Genomic DNA, 19,740 nt, shown 5'->3' with positions numbered 1-19,740 from the left:
ATAAATTTCTAAATGATAATCCTATTTCAACCATTAAGGGGTTAAATCTGTGCTCGCCTGTGACAACAGAAAGCACGGTTACTTTCCATCATACATTTTACACCTTCCATATTTAAGGATAGAAACTTTTTGTATGCGCTACAGAATTGGTAATCATTTCTTTTAAAACAGCAATATCGATATCACTCATTTTTTTTAGGTAAATACAGGCTTTAGATGTTTTATGTTTACCGAATTTGGAAAGCAATTGTTCCCGGTCTTTAAATTGAGAAGACAGATATAAAACGATAGCCTCTTTCCTTGGCGAAAAGCCGGCTAATGGCGCATCACCTTCGCGGCCACTTTCATATTTATAATGATAACTGCCAAAACCAACAATGGCATTGCCCCACATTTTAGCTTTAAAACCAGTAACCTGGTTGATAATATCCGATAGTTTAAAACAATCAGCTCTCTTATTTTCGTCGGGAACGGTATTTAAAAAATCTGGAACGCTTAAATCGTTTTCGGTGGTTTTATTCTGTGCCATATCTTTTTTTAAGATGAATATAAGGCTTTAACCAAATAATTTCAATTTTTGAGGTGATTGTATTTGAAGTAATACGTCATCTCTTGAAAAAAATAGGTTTAAAAAACGGCGTTTTTTGAGGGGTTTTACAATTATTTGCTATAGTAGTTTGATATATGTCAAAAAATTAACACCTTTTATACAACCTTTTACACTTATTCTTACATTTGAATTGTCAATCGTCCCCGATAACTGATTTAATTATTTTTTCATTTTTTAAAAATTAATTATCTCAATGACAACACAATTAAAACAAGGTGAAATTCTTGAGCGCTTAGTGCGCAGAGATCGCATGGGCATCAGCGAGCTGTCCAGAAAGCTTAATGTGAGCCGCAGAACAATTTACAACTGGTTTGGTCAAGACAGAATTGGGCATGAAGTAATTTGGCAGGTAGGCAAATTATTAGGTCAGGATCTTTCTTCGGCATTTCCAGAAGCTTTCCCCAAGTACAACCCCGAATCCACCAATCAAACGGCAGACCCTGGTAAACAAATTGGTTCGGATAATAATTCAGTATATTTCTGGATGAACAAATACATTCATCTGCTTGAAAAATACAACGACCTGTTAATTACAGAGGAGCCACAAGAGCTTGATCCGATTAATAAGGAATTTTCGCTTAGAAATAAAAGATCTGAAACATTTTTATATCAATAAACAACTTTTTACACAATAAGAATACACTAAATCATCCCGTTAGATTTTTTATTTTTATTTAGGCCTTAAATTTCGTCATCCCATTTTCCTGTCTTCAACATTGTAATATTTTTGGGTATTAGTATCAAGCGCTTTTTAAATTTCTAATTTGGTAATCATCAAATTTTAGAAAATAAGCATATGATAACTACTTATCTGATCAGGTGTTTTTTTAGAGCCAATGGCTTTCTTATTTGCTTTTTACTTATTTCTTTCGCTGTTAAAGCACAGCAAAAATTAAATGTGGCCATAGCAGGGCTCAGTCACGATCACGTTTATCTCATCATGAACAGCTACCAGAAGGCTGAAGTTAACATTATTGGTATTGCCGAAAGTAATCCTGAGTTGGTTAACCGGTTCAAAAGCCGTTATAAAATTCCTGATAGCCTGTTTTATCATAATCTTACAGATTTATTAAAGAAAAAGAAACCTGATGTGGTTTTAGCTTACAATGCCATAAGCGAACATTTGGCAGTAGTAGAAGCAGCAGCTCCTCTTGGCATATCGGTAATGGTAGAAAAACCGCTGGCCATAACCGTTAAGCAGGCAGAAAGAATGGCTGCATTGGCTACAACATATAAAGTGCATGTGCTTACCAATTACGAAACTACCTGGTATCCGAGCAATCAGGAACTTTATCAGGATGTAAAGGAAACCAATACCATTGGTGCCTTACGCAAAATAATTGTGCACGATGGCCATCAGGGGCCGAAGGAAATTGGCGTGAGTGCAGCATTTTTAAGCTGGTTAACCGATCCCAATCAAAACGGGGCAGGCGCATTGGTAGATTTTGGCTGTTACGGTGCTAATTTAATGACTTGGCTAATGGATGGAAAAGCGCCAATTTCGGTTACTGCAATTACCCACCAGATTAAAAAAGATGTTTATCCAAATGTTGATGACGATGCAACAATTTTATTGGAATACCCATCGGCTACAGGAATTATCGAAGCGTCGTGGAACTGGCCCTTTAGCATAAAAGATATGGAAGTGTTTGGCGCAACCGGATACATCCAGGCCATTAACGATAAAACTTTGAGACTAAAGAATAAAGGGATGGGTGATTATAAAATTTACCAGGCAAAGCCTTTAAAACCAATTTATTCAAATCATTTAAGTTATCTGTCTGCCGTTTTAAATGGAGAAATTAATTCGGCAAATGATTTATCGTCGCTACAGAATAATTTAATTGTGGTGAAAATTTTAGCGGCTGCGAAGAAGTCGGCTCAAACCGGTAAAAAGGTGGTTTTAAAATAGCCTGATCCCTAACAAAAATAGCCACCTGTGCGATGGCTATTGCGAAGAAGAATGGTATCTTCTTTATGGTGTGCCTGCCCTCCGCGGATCTCCCGCTCACAGGACTTTTTTATCTTTCCTTTATGCTTAACAATTTAGGCAATAGTTGGTTTTTATTCGCATAATAATTTTGCACATCGTGTGGAAAATGTTAATATCTCTACAGAATGGTATATGATATTTACATAACAGGACAAAATACCACTATATGTAAAGTAGGTTTACGTTATTTTTTTATATAAAACATTTTACGGTGTATGGTGTTTGTGATTTGACTGCTCAGGAGCTTCTTAATTATCCTTGTGTACAAGTTATCAAGCACTAAATCATGACCGAATTAAATAACGAACTTTTTTGTAATCTGGGGGATCGTTCTGCTGACGGATATTTTATTTTCGATGATACGGCACAAAATTTTTCATACCTCAATAAATCGATAAGTAAAATTTGGGAACTCAGCATTGATGAAATTATAGCCAATCCAACTGTACTGCTTAACCGCATACACCCCGAAGATATAGCGCATGTAATATCCTGCTACCAGGAATGCCTTGAAGATGGTAAAGAGAAAAAATATGAATTCCGTTTGTTGTTTCCCGACAGAGAAAAATATTTACGGGTAATTGTGTTTGCAATTGCAGATGGAGAGATAAAGCGCTTAGTCGGTACAGTAGAAGATACCACTGTAATGCGCCATAATAAAATCCATATCGAACAAATAAATGCCCGAAAAAATATCACCTTAGAAGTATTGGCGCATGATTTAAAAGAACCACTGGGTATGATGAAATTAACAGCTTCATCCATGTTAGCCGGTATTGAACAAACAGGCGATGAACAGATGATAGATGCGTTATCTTTTATTCAGGATATGTGTGAACGTAACCTGCTTTTGGTACGGAGCATGATTAACCGGGAGTTTTTAAAGTCATCTGTCATAGAAATTGGTAAGGAACGAAATGATTTGGTTTGGGAACTTAGAGATGTAGTCCGTTTTTATAAACGATCGAAACTGGGTAAAATGAAGAACATTAAGCTTACCAGTTCTGCTGAACAGATTTATCTGCGCCTTGATAGCATGAAGTTTTTGCAGGTGATCAATAACCTCATCTCCAACTCAATAAAATTTACTGCCGATTATGGAAATATTTCGTTACATGCCGAAGAATATGAAAGTACCGTTTTAATTACCGTAGCTGATGATGGAATTGGAATTCCGGAAGAACTGCAGGCCGGACTTTTTGACCACTTACCCGAAACCTTAAGGCCAGGACTTAAAGGTGAAGAATCTGGTGGATTTGGTATGGGCATTATTAAGGCAATTGTTGACTTACATCAGGGAAAAATCTGGTTTGAGAGCAAAACCGGTGTTGGAACCACCTTCTATATCGAGCTACCTAAGTAGCCGTTTTTAATTTTAAAATGGCGTAAGTTATATTTGAATTATGATTAACATTATTCTTGCGGATGATCACCATATTATCCGGACCTCACTTAAAGCACTTATAGAAAAACACGAAGGCATCAAGGTTGTTGCAGAAGTATCAGACGGTTTAGCGGTTTTGGAACTCCTGGAAAAAGGAATAAATGCTGATATCATATTATCAGATATTGTAATGCCAAGGCTTGATGGAATAGCTTTGGCCAGCACCATAAAGGAGCGAGGGTATACCACAAAAGTAGTTGTTCTGTCTATTTTAGACGATGAAAAGTATGCGTCAAATGCCTTTATTTCAGGAGCTTTTGCTTACCTGTCAAAGGATATTGAAGAAGATGAATTACTGTTTTGCCTGCAGCATGTAATGAAGGGGAAAAGGTACCTTTCTTCTAATTTATGCATCTCCATTTTAGAGCGTTTTAATACCCAGTTAAATATGCTTTCGCAAAAAATGAATACCGAAATTAACTTTTCTGAACGCGAAATTAATGTGTTAAAACTTATTGCTGATGGCTTAACGAATCAGGAAATAGCCGATAAATTATACTTAAGCAGGAGAACCGTAGAGAGCCAGAGAGAAGCTTTAATTAGTAAAACAGGCACCAAAAACTCGGCTTCTTTAGTTCGTTTTGCCATGCGAAATGGTTATGTAGCCTAGTATTTTTGATCGTTTTAGGGTGCTTTTTTGGCTGTTTTAAATAAACCGTAAAAAATCGGGTATTTCTACAAATAACATTGGATGGTCCTGTTTGTTGAATATCTACAATCAGCCTTAAAACGATCATGGATTCATTAAATTTCAATTGTGACATATACCAATACAGACAACCACTTTTCGATCGTGCACTAGCATATACGCATGATGAAGACGATGCGGCTGATTTAGTTCAAGACACCTTTATGAAGGCCTTCAGGTTTTCGGCTAAGTTTGAAATGGGAAGTAATGTGCGGGCCTGGCTTTTTACGATCCTAAAAAATACCTTTCTTAATCATTATTATAAAGTAAAACGCAAAAACGAAATGATCCAGCAGGAAGACGATTTAACTTCCGTTCAACTGGCTCCAAGCGCTTCGTCTAACGGGGGTGCCGCAAAGTTTATGATGGAGGATATCCAGAAATCGTTAAATGCCTTGCCAGAGGATTGCCGTTTTTGTTTTTGTCGTTATTTTGAAGGTTATAAATATCATGAAATTGCTGCTGAGCTCGATATCCCCCTGGGCACTGTAAAAACCAAAATACATGTAGCAAGAGGTCTTCTAAAAAAGATGCTTAAAAATTATAAATCTGGTTTGGCTTCATAATATCATTTCTCCGACCTGGCTGCAAAGCCAATGGCTAATAGAAACTGGTAATGTTTGAAGATAAAAAAAGGGATAAGCTAAATAGCTCATCCCTATATCTAAACTCAAACATGCGCTCAAACATGAATGAATCTCCAAAATTAAACATTTTAGTTTATTATTAGTTTTAAAAAAATAGGGTAAATAGTTAAATATGATGCCTTATATTCATGCTAAGCCAATTTAGCTTTACGATGTGAAATACTTAGTTTCATTTTTGAGTTTTATTGCGGAGATTTATAAAATGAAACCATCATGATTTTCAAACATCCTATTTCGGATTATTCATGATAACTGCCATTGCAGGTAGGGTTTCATCACCATAAAGCATATTTATACAGATGAAAATAGCAACTTATAATGTAAATGGAATAAACGGGCGTTTACCTGTTCTGTTACGTTGGCTGGAAGAAACCCAACCCGATGTAGTGTGTTTACAGGAATTAAAAGCCCCGCAGGAAAAATTTCCGGAGCAGGCTATTAAGGATGCTGGTTATAATGCGATTTGGCATGGCCAGAAAAGCTGGAATGGCGTTGCTATATTAGCCCGAAATCTGGAAATAAAAGAGCTGAAACGAAACCTGGATGGTGACCCTGAAGATTTGCATAGCCGGTACATTGAAGCAATGGTAAATAATGTGATCATTGGTTGTCTTTACCTTCCGAACGGAAACCCGGCACCAGGACCTAAATTCGAATATAAGTTACGATGGTTTGAGCGTTTTACAGCGCATGCAGCAAAACTATTGGAATATAAGTTGCCGGTAATTTTATGCGGTGACTATAATGTAATACCTACAGAGCTGGATGCATATAAACCGGAACGCTGGGTTGACGATGCTTTATTTCGGCCTGAAACCCGGCTGGCATTTCAAAATTTAATGGCGCAAGGCTGGACAGATGCAATCAGAAAATTATACCCTACTGAAACGATATACACTTTTTGGGATTATTTCAGGAATGCATATGGTAGAGATGCGGGATTAAGAATTGACCATTTTTTACTAAGTCCTCAGGTTAGTGATCGCTTAAAAGCTGCCGGAGTAGATAAACAAGTGAGGGGCTGGGAAAAAACAAGCGATCACGGTCCGGTGTGGATTGAACTAAATGAGGCGTAAAATTACAGGGGTTTATTTTTTAAATCGGTTACATCTAAAATTGTTCCTATTAATTTTAAGCTTTCACCATCCTGCTGGGATAGTATTCCATCAGCTTTAATCCATCTAATCTCCCCATCAGGCCGGCAAATTCTATATACCGAGTGGTAACTGTTTTTTTCTCTCGAAACCGTAAGTTCAATCTCATCCTGAACGTGATCAAGATCTTCAGGTAAGATTAAACTTAAAACTTTGTCATAACTTAAAACCTTATCTGGCGGGCAGCCTAAGTTTTTTTTAAACGACCGGGTGGAACGGAGTATGCCTGTTGCTATGCTCAGCTCCCAAAAACCAAGGCCAAGGTGGTCGAATACCACATCCCAATGATCATCGCAGATAATGGATAGATCAATATTTTTTTTATTCATACTCATAAATAAAGGATAAACTATTAGGGTAAATTACACAAACAATGTAAAGATATTTTGAGTATTAATAAAAATAAACGTAGTGCTCAGGGAGTTAAGCGAATGTTGGGCAAGAGGTAACCTGTGCTACAGTGACTGCTGGATTAGGACAAAAAAAAGTCAAGTTTGAAAAAACTTGACTTTTTGGAATTTAATTCTGAATTAATCTATTTCGTTTGTCGATCAGGAGATCAATTCTCAAACCTCGATATTATCCCACTTCTCGTTTACTTTTTTTGCCTTTTCAATGGCCTCTTTTTGATCTGTTAAATCTTTGTAATAGAAATAACCACCAAATCCTAAGATGAGGATGATATTACTTATTTTAAAACTATGATCAAGCCAATAATTAAATGGTGGTACATGACCGCTAAAACTCTGTTTAATGCTTGGCCAGGAGTTAAGAATAAAAATAATAACGACCATCAGCAAAACCTTTAGCAAGGTGCTGATGATGATTTTTTGGTGGTTTACCTTTTCCATTATTTAAACTCCCTGAAATCCTGTCCGTTGCTTATGTTCAACAAGCTTTCATAAATCAGGCTGATTACATTGTCAACATCCTCTTTGTGTACCATTTCTACTGTAGTGTGCATATAGCGTAGCGGCAGCGAAATTAATGCTGACGGTACCCCACCATTCGAATAGGCAAATGCATCGGTATCGGTTCCGGTAGAACGCGAAGAGGCCTGACGTTGGAATGGAATATGGTTTTTCTCGGCGGTTTTAATTAATAATTTATTTAAATTGGTTTGAACAGCTGGCGCATATGAAACTACAGGACCTTTACCGGCTGATAAATCGCCCTGAATATTCTTGTTAATCATTGGCGTAGTCGTATCGTGCGTTACGTCGGTAATAATGGCCACGTCTGGTTTAATACGCTGGGCAATCATCTCAGCGCCGCGTAAACCGATTTCTTCCTGTACTGAATTTACGATGTATAAGCCGAAAGGAAGTTTTTTCTTGTTCTCTTTTAATAAACGTGCCACTTCGGCAATCATAAAGCCACCAACACGGTTATCTAAAGCACGGCCAACATAATAGCGGTCGTTTAAAACCATAAACTCATCTTCGTAAGTAATTACACAGCCTACGTGAATGCCTAATTTTTCTACTTCTTCTTTTGTGGTGCAGCCACAGTCTAAAAAGATGTTTTTTAATTCTGGTGCCTGTTCTTTTTCGCCATGGCGGGTGTGAATGGCCGGCCAGCCGAATACCGCTTTAACCAATCCTTTTTCGGTATGGATGTTTACGCGTTTTGAAGGGGCAATCTGGTGATCTGAACCACCATTGCGGATCACATAGATTAAACCATCTGCAGTGATGTAATTTACATACCACGAAATTTCATCTGCATGCGCTTCAATAACTACTTTAAAAGCAGCTTTAGGGTTAATAACACCCACAGCGGTACCGTAGTTATCGATGAAATGTTCGTCGATATATGGTTTTAAATAGTTTAACCAAAGTTTTTGCCCTTCCCATTCGTAACCGGTAGGGGCAGGGTTATTGATGTATTCTTCAAGAAACTGCAGCGATTTTTTAGTAACTACAGCAACATGTTTTTTCTTTTCGTCGTCTTTTTTCTTAGCCATATGATTATTCTATAATTATTCGTCATCCTGAACTTGATTCAGGATCTTACTAATAAGATGCTGATCCCGAAGCTTGGGGACAGCATGACGATGAGTAATTTATAATTCTTTTTCCATTACCACAAAATCGTAACCATCTTTAAAAAAGGTTTTATCGGTTTCGTGGAAGCCAAATTTAAAATAAAATTCCTTAGCATTTACACGTGCATTGCACCATAGTTTTGTCGCTTTTTGAATTTTACAAAAATCGAGTATATAGGCCATGAGTTGTGAGCCATAACCTGCTTTTTGAGTATCGGGCAGAATGGCAAGTTTACGGAACTGATAAACATCCCCATTATGAAATAGAGAAACTACTCCCGCTAATTTATGATCGAGGTATAGTCCAAAATGGATGCCGTCAAAATCATCCGGAAGCTTTACACTATCAAAAGGTAATTCAGGATACATGGCCTCGTGCCTGATCCGCCAGGTTAAAGAAGGGAATATTTGCTCAATTTGAACCATAATTATAATAAAAAGCTAAAGCCAATTTTTCCACCGACTCCATAATAGATATCGACTTTGTTAACTGCAGCAAGAGGACCTAAAGCCAACTCGAAGTTAACTTTTCGGCCAACACTGGTTTGAAATCCCCATTGTGGCATAATATTAATCTGGTAACCATATACATTGTCGCTTTGCGTCGGGATGATGGCTAATACATCAAGTCCTACATAACCTGCACTGTTATTTATGGTTTTTTTACCCTTTTTAATCCTGCTGTTAAAATTATAATAATGCCTAAATCCGGCATTAAGCGCAGGATAAACTTTGAAATCTGTTTCTGTGTTCGCACTAAAATTATAATTGTTATCAATAGTAATCTCGGTTTTATAAATAAAAGCTCCTTCGGCTCCCGCACCAAAATAAACTGAAGTTGTTTTACCCACTTTTTGCTCTCTTTCGTAACTGAGTCCTAATAAGGTCAACCTGATTTTATTTAACGATTTTACTTCTGTGGGTTGTTCAACTTTTGTACTGTCCTGAGCCTTTGCTTTACTGAAAATGGCCAGACAAACAAGTAAGGCCGAAAGTGTTTTGATTGCGTTTTTAGATTTCATGAAATTTATTGATTGGTTATTTGTTTTTTCTTCCGTAAAACTGATAAATTAAAATATTCAGGACGATTATGCCCGTCATTCCGTAACAGAACAATGCCCATCCGCCTTGGTCCCAAAGCCATAAACCCAAGGCAGAGCCGCAGCTGGCACCAATAAAACTAACCGACATAAAAATGGTGTTAAGTCTGTTTCTGGCCTCTGGTATTAGGGTATAAATCCGGGTCTGGTTGGTTACGTGTATGGCTTGCTGACCGATGTCGATAAGCACAATGCCGATTACAAACAGGTACAAATGGCTTCCTGTAAAATAAAACAAGGCGATACTCACAATTTGTAATATAAAACCAATCATTAAATTTTTACGTGGATTGTTGCCATCGCTTAATTTACCAACCAATGGAGCAGCCAATGCGCCTGCAGCTCCTGCAATTCCAAATAAGCCAATCTGTAAAGTCTGGAAATTAAAAGGAGGGTTAGCCAGAAACAATACCATAGTCGTCCAGAATGCGCTGATAATGGCGAAAGCCAGGAAGTTGATAATCGATGTCTCCCTTAAAGCCGGCTGGGTTTTGATATAACTAAACATCGAGCGCATAAGCTCTTTGTAGGTTCCTTTAAAAGCGGGGTAGCTTTGTGGAAAACGTTTGGCCATTAACAGAATAAGCAAGCTACAAATTCCGGCGGCGATATAATAAACGGCCCTCCAGCCTAACCAAAAACCAATACTTCCGCTTACGGCCCGGGAGGCTAGAATTCCAACCAGCAAACCACTCATAATCATGCCAATATTGGCCCCACGGTTTTCATCGCTACTTAAATTAGCCGCTAAGGGCAAAATGAGTTGAGGTACGATAGAGCAGCCTCCTATTAAAACAGAGGCAACTTCTAGTATAAAAAAAGTATGCGAAAGCGCAGCGACTAATAATGCCAGAATAGCGAGACCGGTAATTACGAGGATCTGTTTTTTACGCTCAAACATATCACCCAATGGCACCAAAAGGAAAAGACCTAAAGCGTAACCGATTTGTGTGAGGTAGGTTATCCTTCCCGCATCGGTTTCAGTAAGATTAAAATCTTTCGCAATTAAGATTACCAAAGGTTGGCAGTAGTAAATATTTGCAACAATCAGGCCTGTGCAAAAAGCCATGAGGAGGATATCGGCGCGTTTTAACATGTAACGAAATGTAAAATGTAAATAGTGAATGTAATATGTATCATGTAAAACGGGTGATGGGAAATTAGTCCATTATCCATCTTACCTCATCCATCTTTCATCTTTACAAAGGTATATTTCCATGTTTTTTTCTTGGATTATTCACCACCTTATTTTCCAACATCTTAAAAGCTTTTATCAACTTTATACGGGTTTGGGCCGGTTCAATCACTTCATCAACAAAACCACGCTCGGCCGCACGGTAAGGATTCGCGAAGATATCTGAATATAATTTTTCTTTTTCCAGCCATTTTTCTTCAGGCTTTTCTGCTGAAGTAATTTCTCTTTTAAAAATGATTTCGGCTGCTCCTTTAGCGCCCATTACAGCAATTTCTGCACTTGGCCAGGCGTAATTCATATCTGCGCCAATATGTTTGCTGTTCATCACATCGTAAGCACCACCATAAGCTTTTCTGGTAATTACGGTAATGCGTGGTACGGTGGCTTCGCTAAAAGCGTACAATAATTTTGCACCATTGGTGATAATGCCATTCCATTCCTGATCTGTACCAGGTAAAAATCCCGGAACATCTTCAAATACGAGTAATGGAATGTTAAAACAATCGCAAAAACGGACAAAACGGGCAGCTTTGGTAGAAGAATTACTATCTAAAACGCCTGCTAAATAGGCTGGTTGGTTGGCTACAATACCAATACTTCTTCCCGCCAGGCGTGCAAAACCTACCACAATATTTTCAGCATAAGCCGCGTGTACTTCTAAAAAACTATCTGTATCAGCCACAGCAGAAATTACTTCACGTATATCATAAGGCTGTGAAGCATTTTCAGGCATAAAAGTATTGAGTTCCGGCCGGCTTTCATCAGCGGTTTCGTAAGGTAAATGATCAGCTATTTCCTCACAGTTTTGTGGCATATAACTCAGAAGCTTTTTTAAGTGGTTAATCGCTTCGATTTCATTGGCACAGGCAAAATGGGTAACGCCCGACTTTGTAGCATGTGTACTGGCACCTCCTAACTCTTCTGAAGTTACTTCTTCGTGTGTTACCGTTTTAACTACGTTTGGGCCAGTCACGAACATATAAGAAGTGTTTTCTACCATTAAAATAAAATCGGTAATGGCTGGCGAATAAACGGCTCCACCTGCACAGGGTCCCATTATGGCCGATAGCTGCGGAATTACGCCCGAAGCCTGTACATTTTTATAAAAAATATCGGCATAACCACCCAATGAAACCACACCTTCCTGAATGCGGGCACCACCACTATCATTTAAACCGATTAACGGCGCACCATTTTTCATTGCCATATCCATCAGCTTGCAAATTTTCTCTGCATGGGTTTCAGAGAGCGAGCCACCGAATACAGTGAAATCCTGAGAAAACACATAAGTTAACCTGCCACTAACTGTTCCATAGCCCGTTACTACACCATCGCCCAGATATTTTTCGCGTTCCATACCAAAATCGGTACTGCGGTGGGTAACCATCATGCCAATTTCCTCAAAGCTTCCTTCATCCATTAAAAAATGAATGCGTTCGCGGGCAGTGAGTTTACCTTTTTTATGCTGACTGTCGATCCGGGCCTGTCCGCCACCAAGGTTTGCCTGGTTGATTTTATCTTTAAGTAATGCTATTTTTTTATCCATTGCTGAAGCTATGAGATTTTAAATTTAAAAATTACTAACGGTAATGCAAGGTCAGGGGAATGTTATTTCTCTCAGAACTAAACAGGATGTTAAGTAAAGCAAATGGCGTGACCATAGCAGCAGTGAAAATACTGATGGCAATTTTCCTAAAATAAAAGTTTTTAAGATGATTAGGAAACGGTTGGTTCTGTGCTTTTGGCCATTGTAGTCCTGCTTTTTGGTACGAGTTCCGATGCTAATTTAGTGCCGATTTATCGGTAAAGGATCGGAAGCTGTTCCCGGCAATCAGGTTTATTTAACTGAGGTGGTGCAGGAAACCCTAGCAACAGGCTTTTGTTAACTAAACCCGACAGGAGCGAACATCCCGATTAAAGCACTGTCTGTTTTGTCTTTGATCGTGTGCTTGCTTGTTTCACAGGTTTCATCGGGATAAAGCGGATGGCGGGACTACAGTCGCTATGCAAGGCTGCCCTTTCATTTCCAAAAAAAGAAAAAAATAATATAATTAGGAAACGGTTGGTTCTGTGCTTTTGGCCATTGTAGTCCTGCTTTTTGGTACGAGTTCCGATGCTAATTTAGTGCCGATTTATCGGTAAAGGATCGGAAGCTCTTCCCGGCAATCAGGTTTATTTAACTGAGGCTGTTGCAGGAAACCACGGCTTTTTATAACCGGAATCAAGTCTTTCCAAAACCTTTAAACGTTGAGTTTTTCATGCGGAATGCAATCGCCTATCTGTTATATTACATTTTTTTTACAGCTTAAAGCATTGAAAAACCAATAATCCGTTTATTTTTGTAACGATAAGTATTAAAACAACATTAGAATTTTAGATGTTTTTAAGGAAATACAAGTATTTAATCGTTGCCTCATTCATGTTCATCTTCATGGCGAAGATGGGTATATCTGGTGCGCCGGTATTTTGTACGAGTATTGACAAGGAAATCATGAACGCCGTAATCATGCAAATCGAGTTAGAGCATGAAGGCGGAAAAGATACCGCCAAAGACACCGCAAAGTTTACCGATTTCAAACTCATCGAGCTTAATCACCCGATCTTTTCTTACGAGTTCTCTTCAAGCCATTTCTTTTTGAAGAGCAGTTTTATAGAACATTTTAAAAGATATGTAGATCCATATCATCCTACTGTTCCAACACCGCCGCCTAACTTTATCTAGTATTTTATTATTTGGGGTAATTATTGTGCCTGCTCAATTGAATTGAGCATATCTGCTGTGTTTAAAATTTTTTACACCGTATGGTTATGCCATTCTGAACAGGCCTCAGGATTTCCCCCGCGATTTATTCGTTAAAATTTACCAGATAATTATATCGTTATGCAAAAGTTTAACCCGGCCTTTTCAGGCTCGGACGTGAAGAAATATATTCTTAAAAAGAATTTAAAGAAAGATTTACCTGCAAGTATTGTAGTGTTTTTAGTGGCATTGCCATTATGTTTAGGTATTGCACTAGCCTCAGGTGCGCCATTATTTGCTGGTTTAATCACAGGTATTATTGGAGGGGTAGTGGTTGCCTCTTTTAGTGGCTCACAATTAAGCGTGAGTGGCCCTGCAGCGGGTTTAACCGTTATTGTATTAGGTGCCATCACCTCATTGGGTAGTTACCAGACCTTTTTACTGGCCGTGGTATTAGCGGGGGTATTCCAGTTGATTTTAGGTCTGGTTAAAGCCGGAACTATTGGTAATTACTTCCCATCGAGTGTAATTGAGGGGATGCTTGCAGCAATCGGACTGATTTTGATTTTAAAACAGTTGCCACATGCTTTAGGTGTTGATACCGATTTTAGTGGCGATGAAGGGTTCTTTCAACAAGATCACGAAAATACTTTTTCTGCGATTACAGCAGCAATAAGCCATTTTAGTTTGGCTGCGGTGGTTATCAGTTTATTATCCATAGCTATTCTGATCGTTTGGCCTAAGTTTCCAAAATTAGCAGTTGTACCTGCACCATTATTGGTGGTAACTTTAGGTGTGCTCGGAACTATACTGTTTGCGGGTACCGATCACCCTTTACGTCCCGACCAGATGGTGAAAATCCCGGTAGTAAATGGTTTCGGCGAATTTTTGGGTCTATTTACGATGCCTGATTTTTCGCAGCTGGCCAATAAGAATGTATATATAATAGCTTTAACCATTGCTGTTGTAGCGAGTTTAGAAACTTTACTCAGTATTGAGGCCATTGATAAAATAGATCCGATTAAACGTGTATCGCCAACAAACCGAGAGCTAATGGCTCAGGGTTTAGGTAATATTGCCAGCGGTATGGTGGGTGGTTTACCAATGACATCGGTAATTGTGCGGAGTTCGGCCAATGTAAATGCTGGTGCCAGAACCAAAATGTCGGCTATTTTTCATGGTGGTTGGTTACTATTATCGTTGTTATTTATCCCGGGATTAATTAACATGATTCCATTATCGTGTTTAGCCGCAATTCTTTTGGTAACCGGATATAAGTTAACGCGGATTAGTTTATTCAAACACATGTACCACAAAGGCTGGGATCAGTTTATTCCTTTTGTGGTTACGGTATTAGCGGTTTTATTTACCGATCTGTTAAAAGGTGTAGCCGTTGGTATGTTGGTTTCGATTTTCTATTTATTGCGTACCAATATGCGTAACCCCTTCTTTTACAGAATTACCAACGAAGGCGACAAAAAACACATCAGGATTAAACTGGCAGAGGAAGTTTCTTTCTTAAATAAAGCAGCGATACAAGTAGTTTTAACGAATATTCCTAAAGAAACAAACGTAATTATTGATGGATCAAATGCAAGGTATATAGATCCTGATGTATTGGAAACCATTTATAATTACAAACATAATGCCTATACAAAAGGTATTATTGTAATGCTGGAGAACATCCAAAAACATTATACAGTACCAAAATTAAATATAAAAGTAGAAGAAGATATAAACAAGTCATAAATATGTGCGCAAAAACAATAGATACGAAAGATATAACATACGATAGTCTGTTACAAGGGAATAAGGATTGGGTTAAAGATACAATCGACAGCGATCCTACCTTTTTTGATAAACTTTCTGAAGGTCAAAGTCCACCGGTATTGTGGATTGGCTGTTCTGATAGCCGTGTGCCTGCCAACCAGATAACCAATACAAAACCAGGCGATATTTTTGTGCATAGAAACATTGCGAATGTGGTGGTGCACACCGATATGAATTTACTTTCAGTACTGGATTATTCAATTAATGTATTAAAAGTTAAACACGTTATTGTTTGTGGCCATTATGGCTGTGGCGGCGTGAAAGCTGCATTAGGCAATAAACAGGTAGGAATTATTGATAACTGGTTGAGAAACATCCGCGATGTATACCGTACTCACGAAAGTGAAATGGCGGCAATCAATGATCCTGATCAACGTTTTGACCGCTTAGTTGAATTAAACGCCATTGAGGGTGCTGCAAATGTAACCAATACCTCAATTGTACAAAGCGCCTGGGCCAATGGTCAGGAGCTAGCTGTGCATGCCTGGGTTTATAGTTTAAAAACAGGAATCATTAAAGACCTTAAAGTAACTTGTACTGGTCTTGATGATGTTGCCCCTGCATTTAAAGTAGGATAAAAACACCACAACAGGTGTTATTTTTTAGTTGTTAGGAAAAGCCCCACGATTTTAATCGGGGGCTTTTATTTTTTTGTGGTATTGGGCATGTTTCCCGCTTCGCCCTGATTGCCTTTTTCGGCATCCGTTCTGGCTTCTTCAGATCCAAAATCGCCTCTGCCAAAATTTCGGCCAAGGTTGCCTGCATCTGTTTCTACTGTGTTTTTCTTTTCTTTATCGTTACTCCGGTGGCGGGGCACCAATTGATCGGGCATATTGCTTTTATCAGCAGTGTTATCTGCTTTTTTATTACCCAGGTTTTTGTTATTATCTTTTGTATTTTCCATGATCTTCTTTTAAACTGCTTATATAAAACAGCAGAAAAGAAGATTGGTTTTACATCTTTAAACTGGAAGATTGAGATCCAACCAATCCACCTGCTTTATTTGGTTTTAGCTTCTTCTGTACTTAATAAGGCTTCCAGTTCTTTTACCTTTTCAGGATATTTTAGGGCAAGATTGTTTTTTTCACCCAAATCATCTGTCAGGTTGTACAGTTGCACCGTAGGCAGGTTTCCGCTATCGGTATGGGTAAGCTTATAAAAAGCTTCTCCTTTTGATGGCCTGATGTATTTCCAGTTATCCTTAACAATTGCCAGTTGATTACTCTGTTCAATAAAGAAGTCACGACCTTTTTGGTCTTTCCCGATAAAGGCGTCCCATACATTTTTACTATCAATTGCATTTTTGCTTTCCAAGTTGAAAAAACCGGCAAATGAGGCCAAGAAATCAATTTGTGAAACCAAGGCTCCGGAAACACCAGGTTTAATTTTCGCTGGCCACGAAATAATAAAAGGTTCGCGTGTACCACCTTCTAAAATGCTGTATTTTCCTCCGCGTAAACTACCTGCAGGTGTATGGCCGTTTAATTTTTCGAAACCCTGGTCTTCGTAACCATCCATAATTACAGGACCGTTATCGCTGCTAAATATGATCATCGTATTTTTATCAAGACCAAGGTATTTCAGTTGTTTGGTGATTTCGCCAACTGCCCAATCGAGTTGTAAAATTACATCGCCGCGATTGCCCAGCTCGCTTTTACCTTTAAACATGGTGGCAGCCAGACGTGGTACATGCGGTTCGGTTAAGGCATAGTACAGGAAAAATGGCTCTTGTTTATGATCTTCGATAAAATTTTTCGCTTTGGTTAAAAAGGTAAACGGAAGTTCCTCATCCGTCCAGCGGGCAAGCTTGCCCCCCTGCATATAACCAATGCGGCCAATGCCGTTTACAATGGTCTGGTTGTGCCCGTGATTAGCTTCAGCAGGCATTTTTAACAGTTCAGGATGGTCTTTTCCTGTTGGATCTGTACCAATTGGATTTTTATAATCAACTGCAATCGGATCTTTTGGATCTAAACCCACCACCAATTGATTTTCCATAAAAACAGTTGGCACCCTGTCGGCTGTAGCCGGGAAAATAAACGAATAATCAAAACCTACTTCTTTTGGTCCGGGTTTTACTTCTTTATTCCAATCCTTCTCTACTGCGTTGCCCAAACCCAGGTGCCATTTACCAACAAGTCCTGTTTTATAGCCGGCTTGCTGAAAAATTGAAGGAAGAGCGGTATTGTCTGTCGGAATAATTAGTGCGGCATCGCCCGGCAAAACACCTGTTCCTTTTTTACGCCATGCATATCTTCCCGTCATTAAGGAATAGCGCGAAGGTGTACAGGTAGATGCGGTAGCATGACCATTGGTAAACCGTAGTCCTTGCTTTGCCAGTGCATCTATATTTGGGGTGTTTATTTTTGTTGCGCCATAACAGCTGAGGTCGCCATAACCCAAATCGTCGGCGTAGATGATAATTACGTTAGGTTTCTTCTGTGCGGCAGCGTAAAAGTTGAAGCTGGCCATTACGACAAGCAGGGATAATAAAAATTTGTGGTTCATGGTTAGAAAAAGGATAGTGTTAGATAAATTTAAGCGATACAATCGCTGCTCTCTTCAATCCCCGTTACACACGAGGATTATGCGTATAAAAAAGGCCAAACAATAATGCCTGGCCTTGTATGTAAATATTAATCTTCTGCTAAGAACGGATAACGGTAATCAGTTGGTGGATTAAAAGTTTCTTTAATGGTACGTGGAGAAACCCAACGCAATAAATTGATCATTGCTCCGGCTTTATCATTCGTGCCTGATCCTCTTGCCCCGCCAAATGGTTGTTGTCCAACTACAGCACCTGTACATTTATCGTTAATGTAAAAATTACCGGCTGAGTTGCGCAAAGCGTAACTGGCTTTTTCAATCGCATATCTGTCTTGTGATAAAATAGCCCCCGTTAATGCATAAGGTGAAGTGGTGTCAATTATTTCTAAAACCTGGTCAAACTCTTGATCTTCGTATACGTATACAGATAACACCGGACCAAAAAGCTCCTCACACATGGTGGTATATTTCGGATCGTCTACTACCAGGATAGTAGGTTCGATAAAATAACCTTTGCTCTTATCGTAGTTGCCACCGGCGATTACTTCTACGCCTTTATCTTTTTTAGCCTGATCGATATATTTAGCCAATTTGTCGAAAGAACGCTCGTCAATTACCGCATTAATAAAGTTGCTGAAATCTTCGGTTCCGCCCATTTTAAATGAAGCTAAATCCCTGATCATTAATTTTTTAATCTCAGGCCACAGACTTTTCGGGATATAGGTGCGGCTAGCTGCAGAACATTTTTGTCCCTGATATTCGAACGCGCCCCTAACAATTGCAGTAGCTGAAGCAGCCACGTCTGCACTAGGGTGAACCAGGATAAAATCTTTACCACCAGTTTCACCAACTATGCGTGGATATGATTTGTATTTATGGATGTTTGTTCCGATGGTTTTCCAAATTTCCTGAAAAACTTTCGTTGAGCCTGTAAAGTGAATACCGGCAAAATCAGCATGATTGAAAACTACATCGCCAACTTCAGGGCCATCGGCAAAGATAAGGTTAATTACACCGTCTGGTAAACCCGCTTCGCGGAAGATCTGCATAATTACATTGGCTGCATAAACCTGGGTATCTGCAGGTTTCCACACCACTACATTACCCATCATGGCTACACAAGCAGGTAAATTACCAGCAATTGCGGTAAAGTTGAAAGGTGTTAAAGCAAATATAAAACCCTCTAAAGGACGTTGTTCTGTTCTGTTCCACATGCCATTAGGCGATACCGGTGGTTGTTGGCCATAAATATCCTGCATATAACTTACATTAAAACGCAAGAAATCAACCAGCTCGCAAGCGGCATCAATTTCAGCCTGATAGGCATTTTTACTTTGCCCAAGCATGGTTGCTGCATTAATTTGGTAGCGGTATTTTGTGGCAATCAAATCAGCAGCTTTCATAAAAATGGCAGCTCTATGTTCCCAGGCTAAAGCTTCCCAATCAGCCTTGGCGGCCAAAGCAGCATCTATGGCTTGTTTTACATGGCTTTTATCGCCATAACTAAAGGTAGCCAATACATGTTGATGATCGTGTGGAGCGACTACTTTCTTTTTATTTTTAGTATGTACCTCTTGTCCGCCAATAAACATCGGAATATCCAATTGTTTAGAACGCGCATCAGCAATAGCCTCTTTTAAAAGCGACCGTTCTTTTGTGCCTGGCGCATAGCTATTAATGGGCTCGTTAACCGGGGTAGGTACGTTAAAAAATCCTTTAAGCATATTTTATTTTTTATGATTTGG

At 38.9% G+C, this 19,740-nt stretch carries 20 protein-coding genes; 9 read left to right on the top strand and 11 right to left on the bottom strand.

What is annotated here, in order from left to right:
* Window positions 1-112: 112 nt before the first annotated feature.
* Window positions 113-529, bottom strand: a complete 417-nt coding sequence (locus CA265_16700) for a hypothetical protein (GenBank protein ID ARS41205.1) — start codon at window positions 527-529, stop codon at window positions 113-115.
* 274 nt (window positions 530-803) lie between these two features.
* On the opposite strand from CA265_16700, the gene CA265_16695 reads away from it, so the two are divergent.
* The 6 genes from CA265_16695 (at window position 804) to CA265_16670 (ending at window position 6,458) form a co-directional block, all read left to right on the top strand.
* Entirely contained in the window at window positions 804-1,226 is a 423-nt protein-coding gene (locus CA265_16695; GenBank protein ID ARS41204.1) for a hypothetical protein, read from the top strand.
* 180 nt (window positions 1,227-1,406) lie between these two features.
* A complete protein-coding gene (locus CA265_16690; protein ARS41203.1) occupies window positions 1,407-2,522 on the top strand; it encodes an oxidoreductase in 1,116 nt (371 codons plus the stop codon).
* Between the two features lie 367 nt (window positions 2,523-2,889).
* Entirely contained in the window at window positions 2,890-3,966 is a 1,077-nt protein-coding gene (locus tag CA265_16685; protein ARS41202.1) for an ATPase, read from the top strand.
* A 40-nt stretch (window positions 3,967-4,006) separates the two neighbouring features.
* Window positions 4,007-4,657 (top strand): hypothetical protein, encoded by a 651-nt coding sequence (locus tag CA265_16680; GenBank protein ARS41201.1) that lies wholly within the window; start codon window positions 4,007-4,009, stop codon window positions 4,655-4,657.
* A 125-nt stretch (window positions 4,658-4,782) separates the two neighbouring features.
* Window positions 4,783-5,301: a hypothetical protein gene (locus CA265_16675; GenBank protein ARS41200.1), complete on the top strand. Its 519-nt coding sequence runs from the start codon at window positions 4,783-4,785 to the stop codon at window positions 5,299-5,301.
* Window positions 5,302-5,681: 380 nt separating this feature from the next.
* Window positions 5,682-6,458, top strand: a complete 777-nt coding sequence (locus CA265_16670; GenBank protein ARS41199.1) for an exodeoxyribonuclease III — start codon at window positions 5,682-5,684, stop codon at window positions 6,456-6,458.
* A 2-nt stretch (window positions 6,459-6,460) separates the two neighbouring features.
* Here CA265_16670 and CA265_16665 read toward each other — a convergent pair whose 3' ends face one another.
* The 7 genes from CA265_16665 to CA265_16635 form a co-directional block, all read right to left on the bottom strand.
* Window positions 6,461-6,871 (bottom strand): hypothetical protein, encoded by a 411-nt coding sequence (locus CA265_16665; GenBank protein ARS41198.1) that lies wholly within the window; start codon window positions 6,869-6,871, stop codon window positions 6,461-6,463.
* Window positions 6,872-7,102: 231 nt separating this feature from the next.
* On the bottom strand, window positions 7,103-7,387 hold the full coding sequence (locus CA265_16660; GenBank protein ARS41197.1) for a hypothetical protein: 285 nt from the start codon (window positions 7,385-7,387) through the stop codon (window positions 7,103-7,105).
* Window positions 7,387-8,502, bottom strand: coding sequence for a peptidase M42 (locus CA265_16655; protein ID ARS41196.1), 1,116 nt, complete (start codon window positions 8,500-8,502; stop codon window positions 7,387-7,389). Before CA265_16655 ends, CA265_16660 begins: the two co-directional genes overlap by 1 nt.
* 99 nt (window positions 8,503-8,601) lie before the next feature.
* Entirely contained in the window at window positions 8,602-9,015 is a 414-nt protein-coding gene (locus CA265_16650; GenBank protein ID ARS41195.1) for a GNAT family N-acetyltransferase, read from the bottom strand.
* Window positions 9,012-9,605, bottom strand: coding sequence for a hypothetical protein (locus tag CA265_16645; protein ARS41194.1), 594 nt, complete (start codon window positions 9,603-9,605; stop codon window positions 9,012-9,014). The genes CA265_16650 and CA265_16645 overlap by 4 nt, the downstream gene beginning before the upstream one ends.
* A gap of 16 nt (window positions 9,606-9,621) precedes the next feature.
* Window positions 9,622-10,752 carry an MFS transporter gene (locus tag CA265_16640; GenBank protein ID ARS43028.1) on the bottom strand — a complete coding sequence of 377 codons (1,131 nt, stop codon included), beginning with the start codon at window positions 10,750-10,752 and terminating at the stop codon, window positions 9,622-9,624.
* Window positions 10,753-10,882: 130 nt separating this feature from the next.
* A complete protein-coding gene (locus tag CA265_16635; protein ARS41193.1) occupies window positions 10,883-12,424 on the bottom strand; it encodes a methylmalonyl-CoA carboxyltransferase in 1,542 nt (513 codons plus the stop codon).
* A gap of 831 nt (window positions 12,425-13,255) precedes the next feature.
* Here CA265_16635 and CA265_16630 point away from each other — a divergent pair.
* The 3 genes from CA265_16630 (at window position 13,256) to CA265_16620 (ending at window position 16,026) form a co-directional block, all read left to right on the top strand.
* Window positions 13,256-13,600 carry a hypothetical protein gene (locus CA265_16630; GenBank protein ARS41192.1) on the top strand — a complete coding sequence of 115 codons (345 nt, stop codon included), beginning with the start codon at window positions 13,256-13,258 and terminating at the stop codon, window positions 13,598-13,600.
* 159 nt (window positions 13,601-13,759) lie between these two features.
* Window positions 13,760-15,367, top strand: coding sequence for a hypothetical protein (locus tag CA265_16625; GenBank protein ARS41191.1), 1,608 nt, complete (start codon window positions 13,760-13,762; stop codon window positions 15,365-15,367).
* Window positions 15,368-15,369: 2 nt separating this feature from the next.
* Entirely contained in the window at window positions 15,370-16,026 is a 657-nt protein-coding gene (locus CA265_16620) for a carbonate dehydratase (GenBank protein ARS41190.1), read from the top strand.
* 65 nt (window positions 16,027-16,091) lie between these two features.
* On the opposite strand, the gene CA265_16615 is transcribed toward CA265_16620, so the two are convergent.
* The 3 genes from CA265_16615 to CA265_16605 all read right to left on the bottom strand — a co-directional run bounded on the left by CA265_16615 (window position 16,092) and on the right by CA265_16605 (window position 19,719).
* Window positions 16,092-16,352: a hypothetical protein gene (locus tag CA265_16615; GenBank protein ID ARS41189.1), complete on the bottom strand. Its 261-nt coding sequence runs from the start codon at window positions 16,350-16,352 to the stop codon at window positions 16,092-16,094.
* Between the two features lie 95 nt (window positions 16,353-16,447).
* Window positions 16,448-17,956, bottom strand: a complete 1,509-nt coding sequence (locus CA265_16610; protein ARS41188.1) for an arylsulfatase — start codon at window positions 17,954-17,956, stop codon at window positions 16,448-16,450.
* A 128-nt stretch (window positions 17,957-18,084) separates the two neighbouring features.
* The gene (locus CA265_16605; GenBank protein ID ARS41187.1) at window positions 18,085-19,719 is read right to left on the bottom strand and encodes a 1-pyrroline-5-carboxylate dehydrogenase; all 1,635 of its coding nucleotides are present in this window, start codon (window positions 19,717-19,719) and stop codon (window positions 18,085-18,087) included.
* Window positions 19,720-19,740 lie beyond the last annotated feature (21 nt).

This window comes from Sphingobacteriaceae bacterium GW460-11-11-14-LB5 (assembly GCA_002151545.1).
Lineage (GTDB): Bacteria > Bacteroidota > Bacteroidia > Sphingobacteriales > Sphingobacteriaceae > Pedobacter.
Note: the sequence above shows the minus strand (reverse complement) of the source record. Positions and strands in the feature narration are given on the sequence as shown.